Here is a 20,194-nt window from a genome sequence, read left to right on the forward strand (position 1 = left end):
TTTGTTCTCAGACCTCGGTTCACCAAATGGCAGGACAGCCATTTGGCACAGCCGAAGGCTGCCCGCAGGGCGAGGGCCAGGGATGGCCCGAGTGAATTCCGGCCGCTCCGACCAAACATAAAAAAACCGCCCTCGTGGCGGTTTTTTTGTGTTCGGGGTGGCTGGGTTTGTTCTCGGGCGAGACTAGAGCTTCAAGACGTCCAGGACTTCTTCCAGCTCGTTGATCATCTGTCCCACGAGCTGATTGAACTGGGACGCGTCCTGAGCCGCGGAATCACCGTTCATCTGTTGACGGGCACCGCCAATGGTAAAGCCCTGATCGTACAGAAGAGCCCGGATCTGGCGAATAGTCAGCACGTCCTGATGCTGGTAATAACGGCGATTACCCCGCCGCTTGACCGGCTTGAGCTGGGGGAATTCCTGCTCCCAGTAGCGGAGCACATGGGGCTTCACCGCGCAGAGCTCGCTCACCTCACCAATGGTGAAGTAGCGCTTTCCGGGGATGGCTGGCAATTCGTCGTTATTGCTTGGTTCCAGCATAGGCCTCTACTCGAGCTTTCAGTTTCTGCCCGGGTCTGAAAGTGACGACACGTCGAGCTGTAATGGGGATTTCCTCACCGGTTTTGGGGTTGCGACCCGGCCTTTGGCTTTTATCGCGCAAGTCGAAATTGCCGAACCCGGACAGCTTCACCTGTTCATTGCTCTCGAGCGAGCGCCGGATCTCTTCAAAAAACAGCTCCACCAGTTCCTTGGCTTCCCGCTTGTTGAGACCCAATTCCTCGTAGAGTTTTTCTGCCAGATCCGCCTTGGTCAGTGCCCCATTCATTGGTGTGAAGCCCTTATTTTTGCTTATACAGACAATGCGAGAACCGGCAATGTGAGTACCGGCTACGCGGACCGCATCCTACCGGCGATGCCGACAATCCACGCAATCGCTGCCCGCTCTGCCGCGCCAGCCGCGAAGCGGCCCCACCGAGGCGCCAATCCAACCGGCTCCTACCGCAGTGTGGCGTCAAAAACCTCCCTCAATCCGGTGACGACCGCATCAATAGAAGCATTGATTTCAGAATCCTTAAGAGTGCGGGATGGATGCTGAAAGGTCAAGCCCAGCGCAACGCTTTTTCTTTGTGGATCAATGCCTTTGCCTGCATACACATCAAAAACCTTTAAGTCCCTCAGGTAACTTCCAGCCGCCTTCCGCGCGCTTGCCAGCAGCGCTTCAGCCTGCACGTCCCGGCTGACCAGTACGGCCAGATCCCGCCGCACCTCCGGGAATTTGCTGATTTCCCGGAATGAAGGGATCGCGCCGTTCAGCAGGGCAGATTGCCTGATTTCGAACAGGTAGACTGGCTGGGCGATATCCAATTCCTGCTGAATCCGGGGATGAAGCGCACCCAGGCAGCCGACAGTTTCTCCGTTCCGAAGGATGGCGGCACTTCGGCCCGGATGAAGGGCAGCCTGCTTCCCGGCCTCGAAGGCGAATTCATCCGCGCAGCCAGTACGCGCCAGCAGCGCCTCGACATCCCCTTTCAGGTCGTAGAAGTCCACCGGCTCTTCTTTCTCGGACCAGCTTTCGGACCGCCGGGAGCCGCTGATCAGACCCGCCAGCATGGGCTCCTGCTGGAGACCTTCTTCGAGCCGGAAACGCATCCCGGCCTCGAAGAGGCGAACGCGACTCTGCTGACGGTTCAGGTTGTGGGTCAGTGTCTGCACCAGGCTGGGCAACAGACTGCTGCGCATGACTGCCAGATCGGCGCTGAGGGGGTTCTGGAGTCGCACCGGCTGCCCCTGCGGGTCGAACAAACGGGCCAGATCCTCCCCGATGAAGCTGTAGGTAATAGCCTCGTGGAAGCCGCGAGCCACCAAAACCTCTTTCAGCGCCGGAAGGCAGATTTGCGCCTCCGGCTGCTCACCCATGGTCAGGCGCATGGGCTGCCCGACGGTCGGCAGACGGTTGTAGCCGTAGATGCGAGCCAGTTCCTCCAGCAGGTCCTCTTCGATGGCGATATCGAAGCGGTAGCTGGGAACCTGGAAGCTCCAACCTTCGGGGCGAGTCTCCAGCAATTCCAAACCGAGGCGGGTGAGGATGTCCACCACCTCCTCGTCAGCCAGTGAGAACCCCAAGCCCTTGGCGATGCGTTCCCGACGCAGAGCCACCTGGCGATCGGCCGGCAGATGTTCCGGCGATTCCTCGACGACCACGGGACCGGGGCTACCGCCCGCAATCTCCGTCAAAAGCTGGGTTGCCCGCTCCATCGCACGCAAGGGAAGTTCGTAATCCACGCCGCGCTCGTAGCGATGAGACGCGTCTGTGTGAAGACCATAACTCCGGGCCGTGCCGGCCATGGCCAGTTGGCTGAAGAATGCGCTTTCCAGGAAAATGTCACGGGTGCTGTCGCTGACAGCACTGCGAGCGCCACCCATAATGCCCGCCAGGGCCACCGGCCCCTGCTCGTCGGTAATCAGCAAAGTGCCCTCTCGCAAATCCACCTGCTGGCCGTCCAGCAACTCAATCGTCTCTCCGGCTTTCGCGAGACGCACGTTGATGCCGCCCACCAACTTGCTCCGGTCGAAGGCATGCATGGGCTGTCCCTGTTCCAGGAGCACATAGTTGGTTACGTCCACCACGCAGTCATGGGGGCGAATCCCGGCCCGGCGCAAGCGTTCCTGCAGCCACAGGGGGCTCGGGCGGGACGGGTCGAGGCCCTCGATGACCCGACCGACATAGCGCGGGCACTGCTCTTTGGCCTCGATGGTGAGCGCCAGCGTGCTTCGGGAAGTTGCGGCAACTGCTGCGAACGCGGGCTCGGTGACCGGCAGACGATTAAGGACTCCGATCTCCCGGGCGATGCCGCGCATGCTCAGACAGTCCCCGCGATTGGGTGTCAAATCCACCTCGATGACCGAGTCGGACAGTTTCAGGTACTCTTCCAGAGCTGTACCTACCGGGGCGTCGCCGGGCAGCTCCCATAGACCGCTGTCATCGTCCCCTGCCTGGAGCTCGGTCTGCGCACAGAGCATTCCCTGGGACTCCACCCCGCGCAGCTTGGCCTTCTTGATCTTGAAGTTGCCCGGCAATACCGCGCCGATAGTGGCGAAGGGCACGCGAATACCCGGCCGGGCATTGGGCGCACCGCAAACCACTTGCAGATTCCCGTCTCCCCCTGCGTTCACCTGGCAAACCTGCAGCTTGTCCGCGTCCGGATGTTGTTCGGCCGCGACAATCTCGCCCACGACGACGCCAGTGAATTCGCCGGCTACCGGCTCGATGGCATCCACTTCCAGGCCCGCCATGGTGAGTTGTTCCGCGAGAGCGGCCGTGTCTATGTCCGGGCTGACCCATTCCCGCAGCCACGATTCGCTAATTTTCATGCAAGCAATCTCCAGATCCACTCGTCAGTTTCCGGATCGCCCCGAAGGTCCGAAAACTTGTGTGGAGGTTCTAAAACTGTTGTAGAAATCTCAAGTCGTTCTCGAAGAACATCCGCAGATCGTTGACGCCGTAGCGCAGCATGGCCAAGCGGTCCGGCCCCATGCCAAAGGCGAATCCGGTGTACTTCTCCGGATCGATGCCGCTGCTGCGGAAGACGTTCGGGTGGACCATGCCGCAGCCCATCACCTCCAGCCAGCCGCTGTTCTTGCACACCCGGCAGCCCTTGCCTGAACAGTTGGTGCACTGGATGTCCACCTCGGCGGAGGGCTCGGTAAAGGGGAAGAACGAGGGACGGAAGCGAACCGGCACGTCCTGCTCGAAAAAGGCCTTCAGAAACTGGTCCACTGTGCCTTTCAGGTCAGCGAAGCTCACCCCCTCGTCCACCACCAGACCTTCGACCTGGTGGAACATGGGGGTGTGGGTCAGATCGGAATCGCAGCGATAGACGCGGCCCGGGCAGATTACCCGCAGCGGCGGCTGCTTGTTTTCCATGGTGTGGACCTGAACTGGCGAGGTATGGGTTCGCAGCACCAGATTACCCAGCCCCGGCTCCACATAGAAGGTGTCATGCATGGCCCGGGCGGGATGGTGCTCGGGGATATTCAAGGCTTCGAAATTGTGATAATCGTCTTCGATTTCGGGCCCTTCTTCCACCGTATAGCCAATGGATGTGAACAGCGCTTCAATACGCTCGATGGTGCGGGTTACCGGGTGCAGAGACCCGTACTCGCCGGCGCGACCCGGCAGGGTCACGTCGATTGTCTCCAATGCGAGCCTCGCTTCAATTGCGGCCGCTTCCAGCGCCTGGCGGCGCTCTTCGATCAAGGCCTGAACCTCCTGCTTGACCTGATTGATTTGCGCGCCCACCCGGGGCCGCTCCTCGGGGCTAAGACCGCCCAGATTCTTGAGCAGGCCGGTGATTTCGCCCTTTTTGCCGAGCAGGGCGACGCGCAGGTTTTCCAGCGCCGTGAGGTCGCTCGCCCCGCCAACCTGCTCCAGGGCTTTTGTTTTCAGATCATCTAAGTTCATTTGAGTCCCTAGTCCCAGTCTGTGGCCGTCGGTCGCCCGCCGGAGGGCAAGGCGCGGGGATGTCTTTTTGCCGATCATAAAACCAAAAACCCATCCCCCTTGACCGTATCCTGAAGATACCGAAAAGGTGATGGGTTTTTGTTGCGCCAGGCGCGATTTGGAAACAATGGGAGCATGCCGGCCCCCACCATCAAACCTGCTTATCCCAAAGCCGCTTTTGCCTGCGCAACCACGCTGGCAAAAGCCGGTTTGTCATGTACTGCCAAGTCGGCCAGAACGCGACGATCCAGCTCGATGTTGGCCTTCTTCAGACCGGCAATCAGCTTGCTGTAGGTCAGGCCTTCAGCGCGGGACTGGGCGTTAATGCGGGTAATCCACAGTGCCCGGAAGTTGCGCTTCTTCGCACGGCGGTCACGGTAGGCATACTGTCCCGCCTTGATAACCGCCTGCTTGGCGACGCGGAATACGCGCGACCGCGCTCCATAGTAGCCCTTGGCAGCTTTTAGTACTTTCTTGTGGCGACGACGCGCCTGAACACCTCGTTTTACACGGGCCATGATTCAATCCTCAAAAATCTGTTCAAAAAGGGATGACCGGAGCTCAATTGGCTCGCAGCATACGATCCACGGATGGCTTGTCAGCCGCATTGACGATGCGGGTACCGCGCAGCTGACGCTTACGCTTGGTGGTCATCTTGGTGAGGATGTGACTTTTGAAGGCCCGCTTGACCTTGTAACCGGCAGCGGTTTTTTTGAAGCGCTTGGCTGCGCCGCTGTGCACTTTAGCTTTTGGCATGGAATAAAACTCCGCAGTGAGAAGCCCTGTTGGCTTCGATTAAAATTCAGAGCAATCAGGCAAGCTAATGGGCCCGGGATGCTCTGCTTGACGGCCTGCCGATGACATGAACCAACGACGGCCGTCCTTCCAGTAACCGCGCCACCCCCGGACGTCCAAACTTCGGACGTCCGACCGGCGACCCGGTTTACTTCTTCTTGCGTGGGGCCATGACCATGATGAGCTGTCGACCTTCCATCTTCGGATATTGCTCGACCGCGGCAATCTCCTCCAGATCGGTCTCGATCCGCTTCATCATTTCCATGCCCAACTCCTGGTGAGCCATTTCCCGCCCGCGAAAGCGGAGCGACACTTTGGCTTTGTCACCATGCTCAAGGAAACGCATCAGGTTGCGCAATTTGACGTTGTAGTCCCCTTCATCCGTTCCGGGACGAAACTTCATTTCCTTGATCTGCTGCTGTTTCTGCTTTTTGCGTGCAGCGGCCTTGGCTTTCTTCGCCTCAAATTGCTCCTTGCCGTAATCCAGTATCTTGCACACTATCGGATCGGCGTCCGGCGCAATCTCGACCAGATCGAGTGATGCCGCTTTAGCGGCCTCCAGTGCTTCATCCAGGGATACGATACCGACCTGCTGGCCGTCCGCTCCTATCAGGCGAACCTGGTCCGCGTTAATCTGGTCGTTTATTCGGGCTTTTTTTAATTTAATGGCCGTTTTCTCCTCTGCACGTTGATGTTTCGGATTCCGCCGGGCTCTGCCCCGGGTCAGGAATCAGCGGACTCCGGCACGCGGCTCTTGTGTGCCAGATCCTGGGTTAACAGATCGATAAATGCCTCTACAGACATGGCCCCGAGGTCGTCGCCGCCCCGAGTGCGTACGGTTACCAGCCCGTCCTCGACCTCTTTATCGCCGAGAACAATCAGGTAGGGAACACGCTGAATGGTGTGCTCGCGGATTTTAAAGCCGATCTTCTCGTTTCTCAAGTCGCAGTTAGCGCGGAAACCCTTGTTTCGCAAGGATTCTTCCACTTTTTTCGCATAATCCGCCTGACGGTCGGTAATGTTGAGGATCAGCACCTGCTCGGGCGCCAGCCAGAACGGGAATGCACCCTCGTAATGCTCGATCAGAATCCCGATAAAGCGCTCGAAGGAGCCGAGAATGGCGCGGTGCAGCATGACCGGCACCTGGCGGGAGCCATCTTCCGCCACGTACTGGGCGTCCAGGCGCCCAGGCATGGAAAAGTCCACCTGAATGGTGCCACACTGCCACACCCGCCCGATGCTGTCCTTCAGCGAGAATTCGATTTTCGGGCCATAGAACGCCCCCTCACCTGGCAGTTCCTCCCAGGGCAGCCCCTTGGCATTCAGGGCATCAGCCAGGGCCTTCTCCGCCCGATCCCAGTCTTCATCACTGCCCACGCGCTTTTCCGGACGGGTGGAGAGCTTGTAAATCAGATTTTCGGCGGCAAAACCGAAGTCCTCGTAGACCTCATGGAGGAAATCAATGAAATCCGCCACTTCCGGCTGAATCTGGGATTCGGTACAGAAAACATGGGCATCGTCCTGGGTAAATCCCCGTACCCGCATGATTCCGTGCAGGGCGCCGGACAACTCATTGCGGTGGCAGGAGCCAAACTCCGCCAGCCGCAGCGGCAGGTCCCGGTAGCTGCGCAGCCCCTGGTTGAACACCTGCACGTGGCAGGGGCAGTTCATGGGCTTCACCGCGAACTGACGCCCTTCCGATTCCACGAGAAACATGTTTTCGCCGAACTTGTCCGCGTGGCCGGACTTCTCCCACAGACTCAGATCGACCACCTGCGGTGTACGGATTTCCTGGTAACCGTGGCGGCGCTGCTGGCCGCGCATGTACTGCTCGATGGTGTTATAGATGGTCCAGCCCTTCGGGTGCCAGAACACCATCCCGGGGGCCTCTTCCTGCATATGGAAGAGGCCGTATTTCTTGCCCAGTTTGCGATGATCGCGCTTTTCCGCTTCTTCGATGCGATGCAGGTAGGCCTTCAGCTCCTTCTTGCTGGACCAGGCGGTACCATAGATGCGCTGGAGCATGGCGTTATTCGAATCGCCACGCCAATACGCACCGGCGACCTTCATCAGTTTGAAGGCCTTGATCTTGCCCGTGGACGGCACATGCGGCCCCCGGCAGAGGTCTTCGAAGTCGCCTTGCCGATAAAGAGAAAGCTCTTCGTCCTCGGGGATATCCTCGATGATCTCCGCTTTGTACTCTTCGCCAATGCTGCGGAAGTAGTCCACGGCTTCGTTGCGGGACAGAACCCGTCGCGAGACCGGAATGTCCGCCTTGGCCAGCTCGGTCATCTTCTTCTCCATGGCCTCGAGATCCTCGGGCGTGAAGGGCCGCTCATAGGCGAAGTCGTAATAGAAGCCGTCCTCGATGACCGGACCGATAGTCACCTGGGCTTCGGGAAAGAGCTCCTTCACCGCCTGCGCCAGCAGGTGAGCTGCCGAGTGACGAAGCACTTCCAGGCCTTCTTTGCTGCGGTCGGTGACGATGGCCAGGCGGGCGTCGTCGGCGATAACGTAGGAAGTGTCAACCTCTTTCCCGTCAACGACGCCTGCCACGGCGGCACTGGCGAGACCGGGACCGATGTCAGCGGCCACATCATGTACGGAAACAGGTTGCGGGAATTGGCGTTGAGAGCCGTCGGGAAGTGTAACAGTGGGCATGATAAGTCCTATTCAGTGGTGACCCCTACCAAAGGCCACGTGACAAGCTGGGCTGAGCCGGACAGGATACAGAATTTTTTCGGGGGATTCACCCCGGGGGCTCCTGCCCCAGGGCTCGTTATCGAGAGCTCTCGACCAAGGGCTCCCTGTCTAGAGCTCTCTATATCCAGGGCTCTCTATATCCAGGGCTCTCTATTCCAGGGAATTGGTAGGCACGATTGGATTCGAACCAACGACCCCCACCATGTCAAGGTGGTGCTCTAACCAACTGAGCTACGTGCCTGTCGCGTATCGCGGAAAGGTCGCGAACTTTAGCAGCGGGTTGGAAGTTTGGCAACTACCAAACGGCGCCGGTTATCTCTGATGCGGTCCCTGGGGTGTGGTCGATCCCGGGATGACAATTGCTGTGCTAGTATTCGCGCTTCGATTGGCCGCACTCCTTCTGATTTTTCCATGGACACGATCCAAGACCCGTCTTCGCTATTCGCCCGATCCAGGGTGGTTACGGCGGCATCCATCTGGATCGCTGTCGGCCTGGCCGCCCTGATCAGCCTGCCGTTGCTGCCAGTCGGCAATTACGCCACTCTCGTCTATTGGCTTTTCTATGCCCCCCTGGTGGCTCTTCTTGCCACTCAATGGCAAGCCTTCACTATGATATGGCGGCAATCCGATGTCCGGTTACGGCTTTACCTGGGTGCACTGCTGCTCTGGCTCATCCTCAGTGCTTCGTGGTCCGAAGCCGCATCCCCCCTGGTGAACGTGGGAGATGCTTTCCGCCACGGTCTGCTGATAGTTCTGTTTCTGGCGGGGATCAGGTATCTCCGGGAGGCGGCTCCCGGGGCTCTCCAGGCCTCTCTGCTGGCAGCCATTTGCATTGTGGCGGTCAGCGGAGTGGCCTCCATGGTCACTCAGTATTACCTGGACGGCACGGAGATCTCCACCAGACTGGGTTCAGTGGGCATACCAGGCTGGCGAGCGGCCGCGAATGAAGTGGTTTCCGGGATCTATTTCGGGATGTTCGGGGTGCTGGCCGCGGGCCTGCTCCTGACCCATCCCCGCCTTCGCCACTCCCTGAAACTCGTTCTGATTATCTGCGCGGTTTGCTGCTGGCTCACGATGTTCGCGACGGGCACTCGCACTGCGATCGTGGCCGTTTCCGCAACCGCTCTTGCGGCACTGGCAGCTCGCGGACACGTTCGAATTGCCACCGTTCTTCTGTTCGCCGCCGCTCTTGGCGCCGCGGCCCTGGCCGCATGGCCCGAATCAGAGTTCCAGGAGTTTTGGATGCGCGGCGGCCTGGGCAGCTGGCGGCCCGAAATCTGGGCCGAATCAATGTCACTCGCGGTCGCTCACCTGCCCTTTGGCGCCGGCCTGTGGAACCCGATGACCCTGGAGGTGATGCGAGATGGCGCGCTGAATGTTCAAAACCACAGCCATAACTTCTATCTGCAGCTGCTCTTCTGGAGCGGCATTCCTGGTCTGGGGCTGTACCTGGCGACCCTGGCGAGAGGCCTGCGCCTGAGCTTGAAGGGCCAGGGGCTGCAACACTTGGGTTTCTACGGGCTCTGCTATTTCAGCGTTGTACAGGTTTTTGATGTTCACGACGTCTTCACGACCCCATCCTATTATTGGCCATGTCTCTGGCTGCCACTGGCTCTTGGCGCGTCTCCAGGCTCGCCCGAAAGCCGGAACAGTTGAACGGCTGAGACTGCACGCCGAGTCCTGCCATTGCTTCGCTTTGAAATGTTGACTCCCCCGAAACGCGCCATTATCATACGCGCCTCTCGAATGGAGCCGAGAATCTTTCTACTCCGCCTTAGCTCAGTTGGTAGAGCAAATGACTGTTAATCATTGGGTCGCTGGTTCGAGCCCAGCAGGCGGAGCCAATTCCTTCATGGTCCCTTTCTCGGGGCCATAGATCACGCAGGGATCGTTCCCGGATCACTGCACCCCCGTGGAACAAGTGGCGAAGCCGAACCCTTGGGCGGACCATAAGCACATAAGTAGGGCCTCGGCCTTCTCATTCGCCAAAGTAGCTCCTATACTCAGTTAATTGGATATAAAAATCACTGGGGACACAATGCTGCGCAGGCTGCTGGAATCTTCGCGGGGGACGAAACGAACCGTATCGCTCGCCTACGACGTGGTCGCGCTGGCCTTCTCTTTTTACGTCGCAATCTGTCTTCGCCTCGGTCGCACGGATATCGAGCTCGGGATTCCGGAGTTGGCGACACTCGCAACCACGATTACAGTCTCCCTGGCCGTGTTTATCCGCCTGGGTCTGTATCGCGCCATTCTCAGGTTCATGGCTCACCAGGCGCTGATCAGCGTTGCTCTGGGTGTACTCGCATCAGCCGCCGCTCTCGCGGCGAGCAGTTTCTTCCTCCATGCCTGGGTCCCTCGTTCCGTTCCAATTATCTACGCTTTTACAGCGCTCTTTTTTGTGGGTACCCCTCGGCTGCTCATGCGCCATATCGTGCTGGTTCTCTATACGGCGCCCGAGGAAGGTGAAGAGCCCGTCATCATCTACGGTGCCGGACACAGCGGCTTCCAACTGGCCAGCGCGTTACAGGGATCCCGCTATCGGGTGGTCGGCCTTGTCGATGACGACCCCCTCCTCCACGGCCGACTGCTGCGCGGCCTGGTCATCCGCGACCCGCGGGACCTGCCGGAAATTGTCCGTAAAAAGCCCATCAAGCATATCCTCCTGGCGTTGGACAACGTGTCGCGCTCCCGTCGCGCAAGCATCGTCAATACGCTCGAACCGCTGGAGATCAGTGTCAAGACAATTCCCGCAATGGATAACATCCTGAGCGGTAAACAGAAGATTGAGGACATCCGTGACGTAGAAGTGGAGGATCTCCTGGGACGGGACCCTGTTGCCCCCGTCCCCGCTCTCATGAACGCTTGCATCGCCCGCAAACACGTGCTGGTAACCGGAGCCGGCGGCTCCATCGGATCCGAGCTGTGTCGTCAGATCCTGAAGCAACATCCCACCCGACTCGTGCTTTTCGACATCAGCGAATTCAACCTTTACCGGGTGGAACAAGAGCTGAATGCCGGTCTTGGCGAGTTGGCCAGCGCCATCGAATTGATACCCATCATCGGCTCGATCCAGAACCGTTCCCATTTCGAATATGTCCTTTCAACATTTTCCATCGATACGGTTTACCACGCGGCCGCCTACAAGCACGTACCGCTGATCGAGCATAACCTGATCGAAGGGGTGCGCAACAACGTATTCGGCACGTGGCATTGCGCGGAAGCCGCAGTATCTGCAGGAGTGGAGTCCTTTGTTCTGATCTCCACCGACAAAGCGGTCCGACCCACGAATATCATGGGCGCGGCAAAACGCCTCGCAGAGCTGGTTTTGCAAGCGATGGCGAAGCGACAGACAACCACGCGATTCACAATGGTCCGATTCGGAAATGTTCTGGGTTCATCCGGTTCGGTTGTGCCCCTGTTCCGACAGCAGATCAAGGATGGCGGCCCGGTTACTGTGACCCACCCTGAAATCATTCGCTATTTCATGACCATTCCCGAAGCCGCCGAACTGGTGATCCAGGCTGGATCCATGGGCAAAGGTGGGGACGTGTTTGTTCTGGACATGGGAAAACCGGTACGCATCGTTGACCTGGCAAAACGAATGATCCATTTATCGGGACTTACGCTTCGCGACGAGGATCACCCCCAGGGGGATATTCAGATAGAGTTCACGGGCCTGCGTCCAGGTGAGAAGCTTTTTGAAGAGCTGTTGGTGGGGGAAGACGTTAGCGGAACAGACCATCCCCGCATCCTGCGCGCTGAAGAACGGGCCATGACCTGGGAGCAGACCGAGTCGGTCCTGACCCAACTCGCCAGAGCATGCGACGAATTCGCGTACGGAAAGATTCGCGACTTGCTGCTCCTGGACCTCGTCGGCTATTGCCCCGAAACTGAGAATCTCCACGACAGTCTGTGGCTCGCCAAGCGCCAGCGTACGGCGACCGAAGGCCTGGTTATTCCGCTCGAATCTGCAACAGCTCGTAAAACGCACCCCGCCTGAAGACCCCCTGCATGCAGCCGCTTCTTATCCGGTCGTTGGACCTTTGTTTATCCGCCGTCGGCATTGTATGCAGCGCTCCGCTGTTCATCGTAATTTCTATCGCGGGTTTGCTCGACACAGGCTCGCCCCTATTCCTTCAACAACGCGTCGGACGCGATCAAAGATCGTTCATCCTCCTGAAATTCAGAACCATGGCGCCAACTACTCAGGCGGTCGCGACCCACTTGGTGGACGCCGACGCCATTACTCCACTGGGGCGCTTGCTCCGCAAAACCAAGCTCGACGAATTGCCGCAACTGGTTAACGTATTGAGGGGCGACATGAGTCTGGTCGGGCCGCGCCCCTGTCTGCCAAGCCAGACCCGCCTGCTGGAAGAACGGGCCAAACGCGGCGTGCTGGACGTGCGTCCGGGCATTACGGGGCTGGCGCAAATCAATGACGTGGACATGTCGACTCCACGCAAACTGGCTCGCTATGACCAGGTCATGGTCAAAAACATGCGCTTGTCGCTCTACTGCAAGCTGATCCTGTCGACGCTTGTTGGAAGAGGCTTGGGGGATCGGGTTCGCGGTAAGGGCCGGAACCTCAGCAGTTGAATGTGAAAGTGATGCGGAGCTCACGGCGATTCGAACCAGCCGGAGCTCCTTTGCGGAACGTCATCTGCGACCGACAGAGTAGTAGGTAATGCCGCGCTTCTGCATCTGTTTCGGGTCATAGAGATTGCGCCCGTCGAAAACCACTGCGCTGTTGAGGCACTCGGTAATCAGGTCGTAGTCCGGCGCCCGGAACTCCTTCCACTCGGTAACAATCACGAGTCCGTCGGCGTTCTTCAGGGCTGCCTCTTTGGTTCCCACCAGATTGAGGTCGTCCCGATTTCCGTAGATGTTCTGGCACTCCCGCATGGCTTCGGGGTCATAGGCATTAACCCTGGCACCGGCTGCCCAAAGCGATTCCATCAACACTCTGGACGCCGCTTCGCGCATGTCGTCGGTATTCGGCTTGAATGACAAGCCCCAGAACGCAAATGTTCGACCGGTGAGATCGTCGCCAAAATGAGCGATAATTTTGTCGAAAAGAATTTTTTTCTGACGGTTGTTGCGACTCTCGACCGATTTCAGAATGCTGGGCTCAAATTCCTTTTCTTCGGCGGCGTGGATCAAAGCACGCACGTCCTTCGGAAAACACGATCCGCCGTAGCCCAGCCCCGGATAAATAAACTGGTAGCCAATACGGGGATCACTCCCTATGCCTTGCCGCACCATTTCGACGTCGGCGCCGAAGATTTCGGCCAGATTGGCCATCTCGTTCATAAAGCTGATCTTCGTGGCCAACATGCAGTTGGCGGCATATTTGGTTAGCTCCGCACTGCGGACATCCATCATGATGATTTTTTCGTGGCTGCGGCTGAACGGCGCGTAAAGCTCCCGCATGACCTCTTCGACGGCCTTTGAATCCGTACCGATGACAATACGGTCCGGCTTCATGCAATCGGCAATGGCTGCACCTTCCTTCAGAAACTCGGGGTTTGAGACGACGTCAAATGCCGGTGTTGCGCCGCCGCGTTCCGCGAGTACAGCATCAATGGCGGCACGGACCTTGTCCGCCGTTCCCACCGGGACGGTGGACTTGTTGATAACAATCTTGTGGTCTTGCATATGACGGCCGATGGTCTCGGCGACACTCAAGACGTAGCGAAGATCGGCGGACCCGTCGCCGTTGGACGGGGTGCCGACGGCAATAAACTGAACCCGCCCGTGGTTCACACCGACCTCCGCTTCCGTGGTGAAATTCAGGCGTCCGGCACTGATATTCTCCTTCACAATGGATTCCAGACCTGGCTCATAGATCGGAATCTCGCCATCCTTCAACCGTTTGATTTTTTCGGCATCCACGTCCACGCAAAGAACGTTGTGACCTACCTCGGACAAACACGCCGCCTGTACCAGTCCGACGTAGCCCACCCCAAAAACGCTTATTTTCATTTCCTGTATCTCCTGACGATCTGACGTCTAATGGAAGTATCCCTTTCACTTGCTTGATCTTCATCTTTGTCCCGCTGAACCTCGGGCAGTTCCATCGACTACCAGCGGGATAAAGAAAAAGCAGTTATCCACTTCGGCAGGCGCCCGCCTTTATGGAGGCTCGAATATCGACAAACCTCTGTGGCGAAAAGGTTCATAACGCATCGAGTTCTGATAACGGCACCTGCACCGGTCGCGGTGAGCTGAGGAGGTCAAGAAGGATAATGCACCGCTGCTCCCCACTTTCGGCCTCAAAGATGCCCTGCAGGCCAGCCATTGGCCCTGATTTGAACCGCACCTTCTGTCCTCTGGCAAACCGGGGTACATCCCGGTATCGAGCTTCCAAAGCTTTCAGATCCTCGATCAAGAACTCCGGGGCCCTGGCGATGTTCGTACCGAAGCGGACAAATCCAAGGACGCCGCGCGTGGACCTCACTTTACCCATAGCCGTTCTGTCAGCGTCCTCGGGCACGAAAAGATAGCCGGGAAAAAGCGGTTCTGCAGCTCCGGTCTTCCGCGTCAGCATCGGCAGATACACCTGAATGGACTGATTTTCCAGGTTTTCCTTGGCGCGAAGTTCCTGGCGAGCTTTACTTTTCAGGAGATACCAATTCATTGCAATTCCGGTTCAGATCCCAAATCAGCCTGGCCACGCGGCGGACACTTGTTTCAGGAGTCCCTGATTTCACAGAGCACCCTTTGAAGTTCGCGGCGCCAGTCGTCCGCAACCAAGCCTAGCATCTCCTCGCCGCGCCTGCCGTCAAGACATGTGTTGGCCGGACGCTTCGCTGGTGTCGAAAAATCCGCGCTGGTGATGGGGTGCACATGAACCGGAGATATCATCCCAAGATCTACGGATTCCCCCGCGATGGCGCCGGCGAAGTCATACCAGCTTGCACAGGGTCGACCGGAAAAGTGGTAGGTTCCCCAGGGTAGTTCGCCCCCCGCCCGATAACGCTCCGCCACCGCCAGCAAGGCGGCGGCGATCCCCCGTGCGGAAGTGGGCGCTCCCTTTTGATTATCGACAATGCGCAGGGGCCCGCCGCCCCTGGCCAGACGCAGGACGGTCTTCACGAAGTTGTTTCCGTGACTGCCAAACACCCAGCTGGTTCTCAGAATCACATGCCGGGCAAGGGCCCGGCGGACCGCGTCCTCGCCCGCGAGCTTGCTCCTGCCGTAGACGTTCAGCGGGTTGACCGCGTCGCCTTCCCGGTAGGGGATGCTGCTCGCTCCATCGAAGACGTAATCCGTCGAGATGTGGAGCAGCGGGATCCCAAGCTTTGCACAGGCCTCGGCCAGAAAACCCGGCCCATCGCCATTGATCGCGAAGGCCAGTTCGGGCTCCTGCTCCGCCTTGTCCACAGCCGTGTAAGCGGCCCCGTTGATCACGATGGACGCGGAGGAAGCCGCCAGCCGCTGCGCCACGGCCTCCCTATCGGAAATGTCCAGTTCATCCCGTCCCAGGGCAACGAGAGGCAAACCCTGCTCTTTCGCCAGGCGCTGAACTTCCCAACCCACCTGGCCGTTGGCGCCGGTCAGCAGGATGCTCATAAGTCCAGTTGCTCAAAATTGAGACCGGCCCGGTCCTTGGCCGATAAGATGGGCGCTTTAACCGGCCAGTCAACACCGATGACCGGATCATCCCATCTCAGGCAAGCTTCGTCGGCCGGGTCGTAGTAGTCCGTGCACTTGTACTCGAAATCGGCGTGCTCACTGAGAACAAGGAAGCCGTGGGCGAAGCCCGGCGGTACCCACAATTGCCTGTAGTTGGATTCGGAAAGGACCTCCCCGACCCACTGCTTGAAGGTGGGCGAAGTGGGCCGCAGATCCACGGCCACGTCGAACACTTCGCCGCGCACCACCCGCACCAGTTTCCCCTGGGGCCGCCGCCTCTGGAAGTGCAGGCCGCGGAGCACGCCGCCGCCTGAGCGCGAGTAATTGTCCTGAACGAAGGGCAACTCGATGCCAGCCTCTTTTCGATAGCGTTCCGCCTGAAAGGTCTCCAGAAAGAAGCCCCGGTCATCGCCGAAGACTTTCGGGACGATCACTTTGACTTCAGGGATGCTCGTAGCGAAAACTTCCATCAGGCCTCCTCCAGAACCCGCTGGAGATACTCTCCGTACCCCGTTTTGCCCAGGGCTCTTGCCTGCTCAGCAAGCATCTCGGCAGAGATCCAGCCGGCGCGGAACGCGATCTCTTCGAGGCACCCCACTTTGAGGCCTTGCCGGTGTTCGATAGTCTGCACGAATTGACTGGCAGCGAGCAGTGAGTCGTGAGTACCCGTGTCCAGCCAGGCGAACCCGCGTCCCAGCAATTCAACGTTCAACTCCCCGAGTTCCAGATATTTGCGGTTTACATCAGTGATTTCCAATTCCCCGCGGGCCGAGGGCTTGATCTGGCGGGCGATGTCCACCACACGGTTGTCATAGAAGTAGAGCCCGGTCACCGCGAATCGGGACTTGGGCCGGGCGGGCTTTTCTTCGATGCTGATGACCCGCCCGTCCCGGTCGAACTCCACCACACCGAAGCGGGAGGGGTCGCTCACCTGATATCCGAATACGGTCGCGCCGCTTTCCTGAGCGACCGCTGACGTGAGATTGTCGGTGAAATGATGACCATAGAAGACGTTGTCACCGAGGATGAGGCTGACGGAGTCCTCGCCGATAAAGTCGGCGCCGATCAAGAAGGCCTGAGCCAGACCATCGGGCGATGGTTGGCTGGCATAGCTGAGCTGTAGCCCAAATTGACTGCCCTCGCCCAGTAGTTGCCGATAGTTGGGCAGATCATCAGGGGTCGAGATAATGAGAATCTCACGAATCCCCGCCAGCATCAGCACCGACAGGGGATAGTAGATCATCGGCTTGTCGTAAACGGGCAGCAACTGCTTGGATATACCGCGAGTGATTGGGTGCAAGCGGGTGCCGGAGCCCCCGGCCAATACAATGCCTTTCATGGTGACGTGCCTTTATGTTTATTTCTCGATCAACCCGATCCGCTGCCTCTGATAACTGCCATCCTGAATGGCTCGACACCAGGGTCCATTGTCCAGGTACCACTGTACGGTTTTGCGCAATCCGGTATCGAAGCTCTCGGCCGGAATCCAGCCCAACTCCCGTTGCATTCTGGATGCATCGATTGCATAACGCTGATCGTGACCCGGGCGATCCGCAACATGCGTGATCAGATCTCGATAATTGTGCAGCCCCGCCGGCTTGACGGGAACCAGTTCCTCCAGCAGAGCGCAGATACTTGCAACCACTTCGATGTTCTTCTTTTCGTTGTGGCCGCCGATGTTATAGGTTTCGCCGATTTTACCCTTCTCGAGCACTTTGCACAGGGCACGAGCGTGGTCTTCCACATATAACCAGTCGCGTATTTGCTGCCCTTCGCCGTAAACGGGCAGCGGTTTGCCCTCCAGTGCATTGAGAATCATCAGGGGAATAAGCTTTTCCGGAAACTGGAACGGCCCGTAATTGTTGGAACAGTTGGTCACCAGCACCGGTAGGCCGTAGGTCCGGTGCCAGGCACGAACCAGGTGATCCGAAGAGGCCTTGGAGGCGGAGTACGGGCTGCTTGGCGCATACGGAGTCGATTCGGTGAAGAGCGCATCGCTGCCGTGGAGGTCGCCGTAGACCTCGTCCGTGCTTATGTGGTGGAATCGAAAGCCGTCACCGATCGTCTCCCAGTGGCGGCGTGCTGCTTCCAGCAGCGTGTAGGTTCCCAGAATATTGGTCTGGATGAATGCCGAGGGCCCTTCGATGGACCGGTCCACGTGGCTCTCGGCCGCCAGGTGCATGACAGCGTCCGGCTGGTACTCCGTAAAAACTCGCTCCACCTCCCGCTCATCACAGATATCCACCTTCTCGAAACAGTATCGACTGTCCTCTTCCGCCCCCGGAAGCGAGGCGAGGTTGCCCGCATAAGTGAGCTTGTCGACGTTGATGACCGAATGGGTTGTGTCGGCGAGAAGGTGTCGGATGACGGCCGAGCCAATGAAGCCGGCGCCGCCGGTAATCAGTATTTTCACGTTTTCCAGGTCCAGTGGCGTATTGCAGGGTGGGCAAGTCTAACGGAATGCACTGCTGGAATGAACACGACGCCCGCTGGCGTCTTATTCGCCCTCTACCCCACGGATGGCTTTTACCGTGTTCCACGACTTGCAGCTGGGACAAAGCCAATGCAGTTGATTGCCGGTAAATCCGCAGTGCTCACAGCGATAGGCAGGCTTGCTGACGATAATCTGATCGATCAATTCCTTGAGAAGCCGAAGGTTCTCCTGCGCCTTCTCCTTGCTGTGGTTCACATAAAAATCGAGCAGCCGGCTGACTCCACGCACGGAGGGCCGGGATTTGAGCTGGGTACCAATGAAGCTCGCCGCCGCCATATCCCCCTGAGTCTGACGAATGCGCTCGGTCAGCTCCAGGATGATGGAGTTGCTTGGATATTCGCTCTGCAGTTGCAGCAGAAACTTCTGCAAGCCCTGGTAATCACCCAGCTGCTCATGACATTTCACAAACAGCGGCAGGGCCTCCACCAGAAAATCCGCGTCCTGGGAAGGGATTTTTTTGAGAATCTTGAGCGCTTCGCGGCCGTGGCCGAGCTGGTACTCCAATTGCCCCCAAAGCAGGCTGGCACGAACCAGGTTCTTGTCGTAGCCAAGCGCGGATTTGAGGTAGCGCCGGGCGGTCAGGAAGTCATTTCGCCCCATGGCCTGCTCGGCGAGCTCACAGCAGAAATGGGCCTGCGCGCAGCGCCATTTGGCGGGCACCTTCGCGAACCCGGTGCCGAAGCGGCGCCCCACCAGTTGCTCCACCGCATTGATGGCTTTTTCCCACTCCTGCTCGTCCCGGTAGATCTCCACCAATCCTTCCAGGCACGTGTCCCGCAATTCCGGAGACTGCTCCACCAGCTCCTGAAAAAGGCGCTCCGCCCGGTCCAGCAGACCGGCCTTCACATAGTCACGCGCCAGTTCCAACTGCGCATGGTGTTGCTGCGACGGGGGGAGTCCGGGCCGGGCCAGAAGGTTCTGATGGATGCGGATTGCACGGTCCACTTCCCCCTGGCGGCGCAGCAGATTGCCGAGGGCCAGATGGGTTTCGAGGGTATCGCTGTTGACCTCCAGCGCCCGGATGAAGGTATCGATCGCTGCATCCGGCTGTTCGTTCAACAGCTGATTGAGCCCCTTAAAGTAGTTGCGATCGAAGGCGCCGGCGAGATCGTCCCCAGCTCGAGTACGGGTACCCCGCCGCCCCAGGAAGTAGCCAATGGCGATGGCCACAACCAGCAGGAGGAGCATGAATAGGTCGGACATCAGTCTACTCGAGAGCCTGCCTCTCAGGTCAGGGCTTGTTAGTCGCGCAGTGCGGCTGTACGGAGCTTCGCCACTTCCTGCTCACAACGGTTGAGCTTGCGCTGCAAGGAAAGCGATTTACTGCGAATCCTGATGTAGCTCAGGAGACTCAGAAGATAGCCAGCGACGCCCCCCAGCAACAATACAATGAACAGCCATGCACCCAGATTCAGGCTCGGCAATGATATTCCCATTAACGTGGGGCTGACGAGCTGGTTGTTCTCCGAGCTGATCCACCAGCCGAGGCCCATGACTACTACAGCAATAATAGCACTTGCAATGACTTTGATTTTTGTCATAGGGACACAGATTTCCGGGAACAGAAGTCAACGTACTCTACCACAGGCTGATCCCTGGCAGGCTGGCAATAAGGGGGCGGAAAAAGGTGGGCGGGTCCGTGCGGTGCAGATTATTGCGCCTGCAGACTGTTGTTGACCCGATCGCGCATCTCCTTCCCCGGCTTGAAATGAGGGACGTATTTGCCGGCGAGTTCCACGGAGTCCCCGGTCTTGGGATTGCGCCCGATGCGGGGAGCCCGATAATGAAGTGAAAAGCTGCCAAAACCGCGGATTTCGATCCTCTCGCCAGAGGCCAGTACCTGGGACATATGGTCGAGCATGAGTTTTACCGCCAGCTCGACGTCCTTGGTCGGCAACTGGTCCTGCCTCTCGGCTATACGTTCGATCAATTCTGATTTGGTCATCGCTCGCCTTCCTGCAGAATCATTAGTCAACCCCGCGAATTGACTTAGCCTATCGGAATTCAGGAGGGATGCCAAGTCTTTGATTTGGAAAAGAAAGTAGCTTGTGCGTGGTCCCTAT

General features: G+C 58.5%; 20 protein-coding genes and 2 tRNA genes. 4 read left to right on the plus strand and 18 right to left on the minus strand.

Annotation, left to right across the window (positions count from 1 at the left end; translation table 11 throughout):
- Positions 1-183 precede the first annotated feature (183 nt).
- From ACURWW_RS11620 to ACURWW_RS11660, 9 genes are all read right to left on the minus strand, one after another.
- A complete protein-coding gene (locus ACURWW_RS11620) occupies positions 184-540 on the minus strand; it encodes a MerR family transcriptional regulator (protein WP_445616825.1) in 357 nt (118 codons plus the stop codon).
- The gene (gene ihfA, locus ACURWW_RS11625) at positions 521-826 is read right to left on the minus strand and encodes an integration host factor subunit alpha (RefSeq protein WP_445616826.1); all 306 of its coding nucleotides are present in this window, start codon (positions 824-826) and stop codon (positions 521-523) included. The genes ACURWW_RS11620 and ihfA overlap by 20 nt, the downstream gene beginning before the upstream one ends.
- Before the next feature lie 170 nt (positions 827-996).
- Complete coding sequence (gene pheT / locus ACURWW_RS11630; RefSeq protein WP_445616827.1) at positions 997-3,372, minus strand: phenylalanine--tRNA ligase subunit beta; 2,376 nt, start codon at positions 3,370-3,372, stop codon at positions 997-999.
- Positions 3,373-3,442: 70 nt separating this feature from the next.
- The gene (gene pheS / locus ACURWW_RS11635; RefSeq protein ID WP_445616828.1) at positions 3,443-4,462 is read right to left on the minus strand and encodes a phenylalanine--tRNA ligase subunit alpha; all 1,020 of its coding nucleotides are present in this window, start codon (positions 4,460-4,462) and stop codon (positions 3,443-3,445) included.
- Between the two features lie 200 nt (positions 4,463-4,662).
- Positions 4,663-5,019 carry a 50S ribosomal protein L20 gene (gene rplT / locus ACURWW_RS11640; RefSeq protein ID WP_445616829.1) on the minus strand — a complete coding sequence of 119 codons (357 nt, stop codon included), beginning with the start codon at positions 5,017-5,019 and terminating at the stop codon, positions 4,663-4,665.
- Positions 5,020-5,062: 43 nt separating this feature from the next.
- A complete protein-coding gene (rpmI, locus tag ACURWW_RS11645) occupies positions 5,063-5,257 on the minus strand; it encodes a 50S ribosomal protein L35 (protein ID WP_445616830.1) in 195 nt (64 codons plus the stop codon).
- A 187-nt stretch (positions 5,258-5,444) separates the two neighbouring features.
- On the minus strand, positions 5,445-6,023 hold the full coding sequence (gene infC, locus ACURWW_RS11650; protein WP_445616964.1) for a translation initiation factor IF-3: 579 nt from the start codon (positions 6,021-6,023) through the stop codon (positions 5,445-5,447).
- Positions 6,020-7,957, minus strand: coding sequence for a threonine--tRNA ligase (gene thrS / locus ACURWW_RS11655; protein WP_445616831.1), 1,938 nt, complete (start codon positions 7,955-7,957; stop codon positions 6,020-6,022). Before thrS ends, infC begins: the two co-directional genes overlap by 4 nt.
- 206 nt (positions 7,958-8,163) lie before the next feature.
- Positions 8,164-8,240, minus strand: a tRNA-Val gene (locus ACURWW_RS11660).
- A 170-nt stretch (positions 8,241-8,410) separates the two neighbouring features.
- Between ACURWW_RS11660 and ACURWW_RS11665 the strand changes: the two genes are divergently transcribed.
- The 4 genes from ACURWW_RS11665 to ACURWW_RS11680 all read left to right on the plus strand — a co-directional run bounded on the left by ACURWW_RS11665 (position 8,411) and on the right by ACURWW_RS11680 (position 12,598).
- Complete coding sequence (locus ACURWW_RS11665; protein WP_445616832.1) at positions 8,411-9,655, plus strand: O-antigen ligase family protein; 1,245 nt, start codon at positions 8,411-8,413, stop codon at positions 9,653-9,655.
- Between the two features lie 112 nt (positions 9,656-9,767).
- Positions 9,768-9,843 (plus strand) — tRNA-Asn (locus ACURWW_RS11670).
- Between the two features lie 194 nt (positions 9,844-10,037).
- Entirely contained in the window at positions 10,038-12,002 is a 1,965-nt protein-coding gene (locus tag ACURWW_RS11675) for a polysaccharide biosynthesis protein (protein WP_445616833.1), read from the plus strand.
- Between the two features lie 11 nt (positions 12,003-12,013).
- A complete protein-coding gene (locus tag ACURWW_RS11680) occupies positions 12,014-12,598 on the plus strand; it encodes a sugar transferase (RefSeq protein WP_445616834.1) in 585 nt (194 codons plus the stop codon).
- A gap of 60 nt (positions 12,599-12,658) precedes the next feature.
- Here ACURWW_RS11680 and ACURWW_RS11685 read toward each other — a convergent pair whose 3' ends face one another.
- The 9 genes from ACURWW_RS11685 to ihfB all read right to left on the minus strand — a co-directional run bounded on the left by ACURWW_RS11685 (position 12,659) and on the right by ihfB (position 20,076).
- A complete protein-coding gene (locus ACURWW_RS11685) occupies positions 12,659-13,984 on the minus strand; it encodes a UDP-glucose dehydrogenase family protein (RefSeq protein ID WP_445616835.1) in 1,326 nt (441 codons plus the stop codon).
- Between the two features lie 193 nt (positions 13,985-14,177).
- Positions 14,178-14,639, minus strand: coding sequence for a transcription termination/antitermination NusG family protein (locus tag ACURWW_RS11690; RefSeq protein WP_445616836.1), 462 nt, complete (start codon positions 14,637-14,639; stop codon positions 14,178-14,180).
- A gap of 53 nt (positions 14,640-14,692) precedes the next feature.
- Positions 14,693-15,574: a dTDP-4-dehydrorhamnose reductase gene (gene rfbD / locus ACURWW_RS11695; protein ID WP_445616837.1), complete on the minus strand. Its 882-nt coding sequence runs from the start codon at positions 15,572-15,574 to the stop codon at positions 14,693-14,695.
- Positions 15,571-16,107, minus strand: a complete 537-nt coding sequence (rfbC, locus tag ACURWW_RS11700; protein WP_445616838.1) for a dTDP-4-dehydrorhamnose 3,5-epimerase — start codon at positions 16,105-16,107, stop codon at positions 15,571-15,573. The genes rfbD and rfbC overlap by 4 nt, the downstream gene beginning before the upstream one ends.
- Positions 16,107-16,976: a glucose-1-phosphate thymidylyltransferase RfbA gene (gene rfbA, locus ACURWW_RS11705; RefSeq protein ID WP_445616839.1), complete on the minus strand. Its 870-nt coding sequence runs from the start codon at positions 16,974-16,976 to the stop codon at positions 16,107-16,109. Before rfbA ends, rfbC begins: the two co-directional genes overlap by 1 nt.
- A gap of 18 nt (positions 16,977-16,994) precedes the next feature.
- A complete protein-coding gene (gene rfbB / locus ACURWW_RS11710; protein ID WP_445616840.1) occupies positions 16,995-18,050 on the minus strand; it encodes a dTDP-glucose 4,6-dehydratase in 1,056 nt (351 codons plus the stop codon).
- Positions 18,051-18,134: 84 nt separating this feature from the next.
- Entirely contained in the window at positions 18,135-19,334 is a 1,200-nt protein-coding gene (gene lapB / locus ACURWW_RS11715) for a lipopolysaccharide assembly protein LapB (protein WP_445616841.1), read from the minus strand.
- A gap of 38 nt (positions 19,335-19,372) precedes the next feature.
- Positions 19,373-19,672 carry a LapA family protein gene (locus ACURWW_RS11720; protein WP_445616842.1) on the minus strand — a complete coding sequence of 100 codons (300 nt, stop codon included), beginning with the start codon at positions 19,670-19,672 and terminating at the stop codon, positions 19,373-19,375.
- A gap of 110 nt (positions 19,673-19,782) precedes the next feature.
- On the minus strand, positions 19,783-20,076 hold the full coding sequence (ihfB, locus tag ACURWW_RS11725; RefSeq protein ID WP_445616843.1) for an integration host factor subunit beta: 294 nt from the start codon (positions 20,074-20,076) through the stop codon (positions 19,783-19,785).
- Positions 20,077-20,194 lie beyond the last annotated feature (118 nt).

The organism is Gilvimarinus sp. F26214L, from assembly GCF_054401055.1.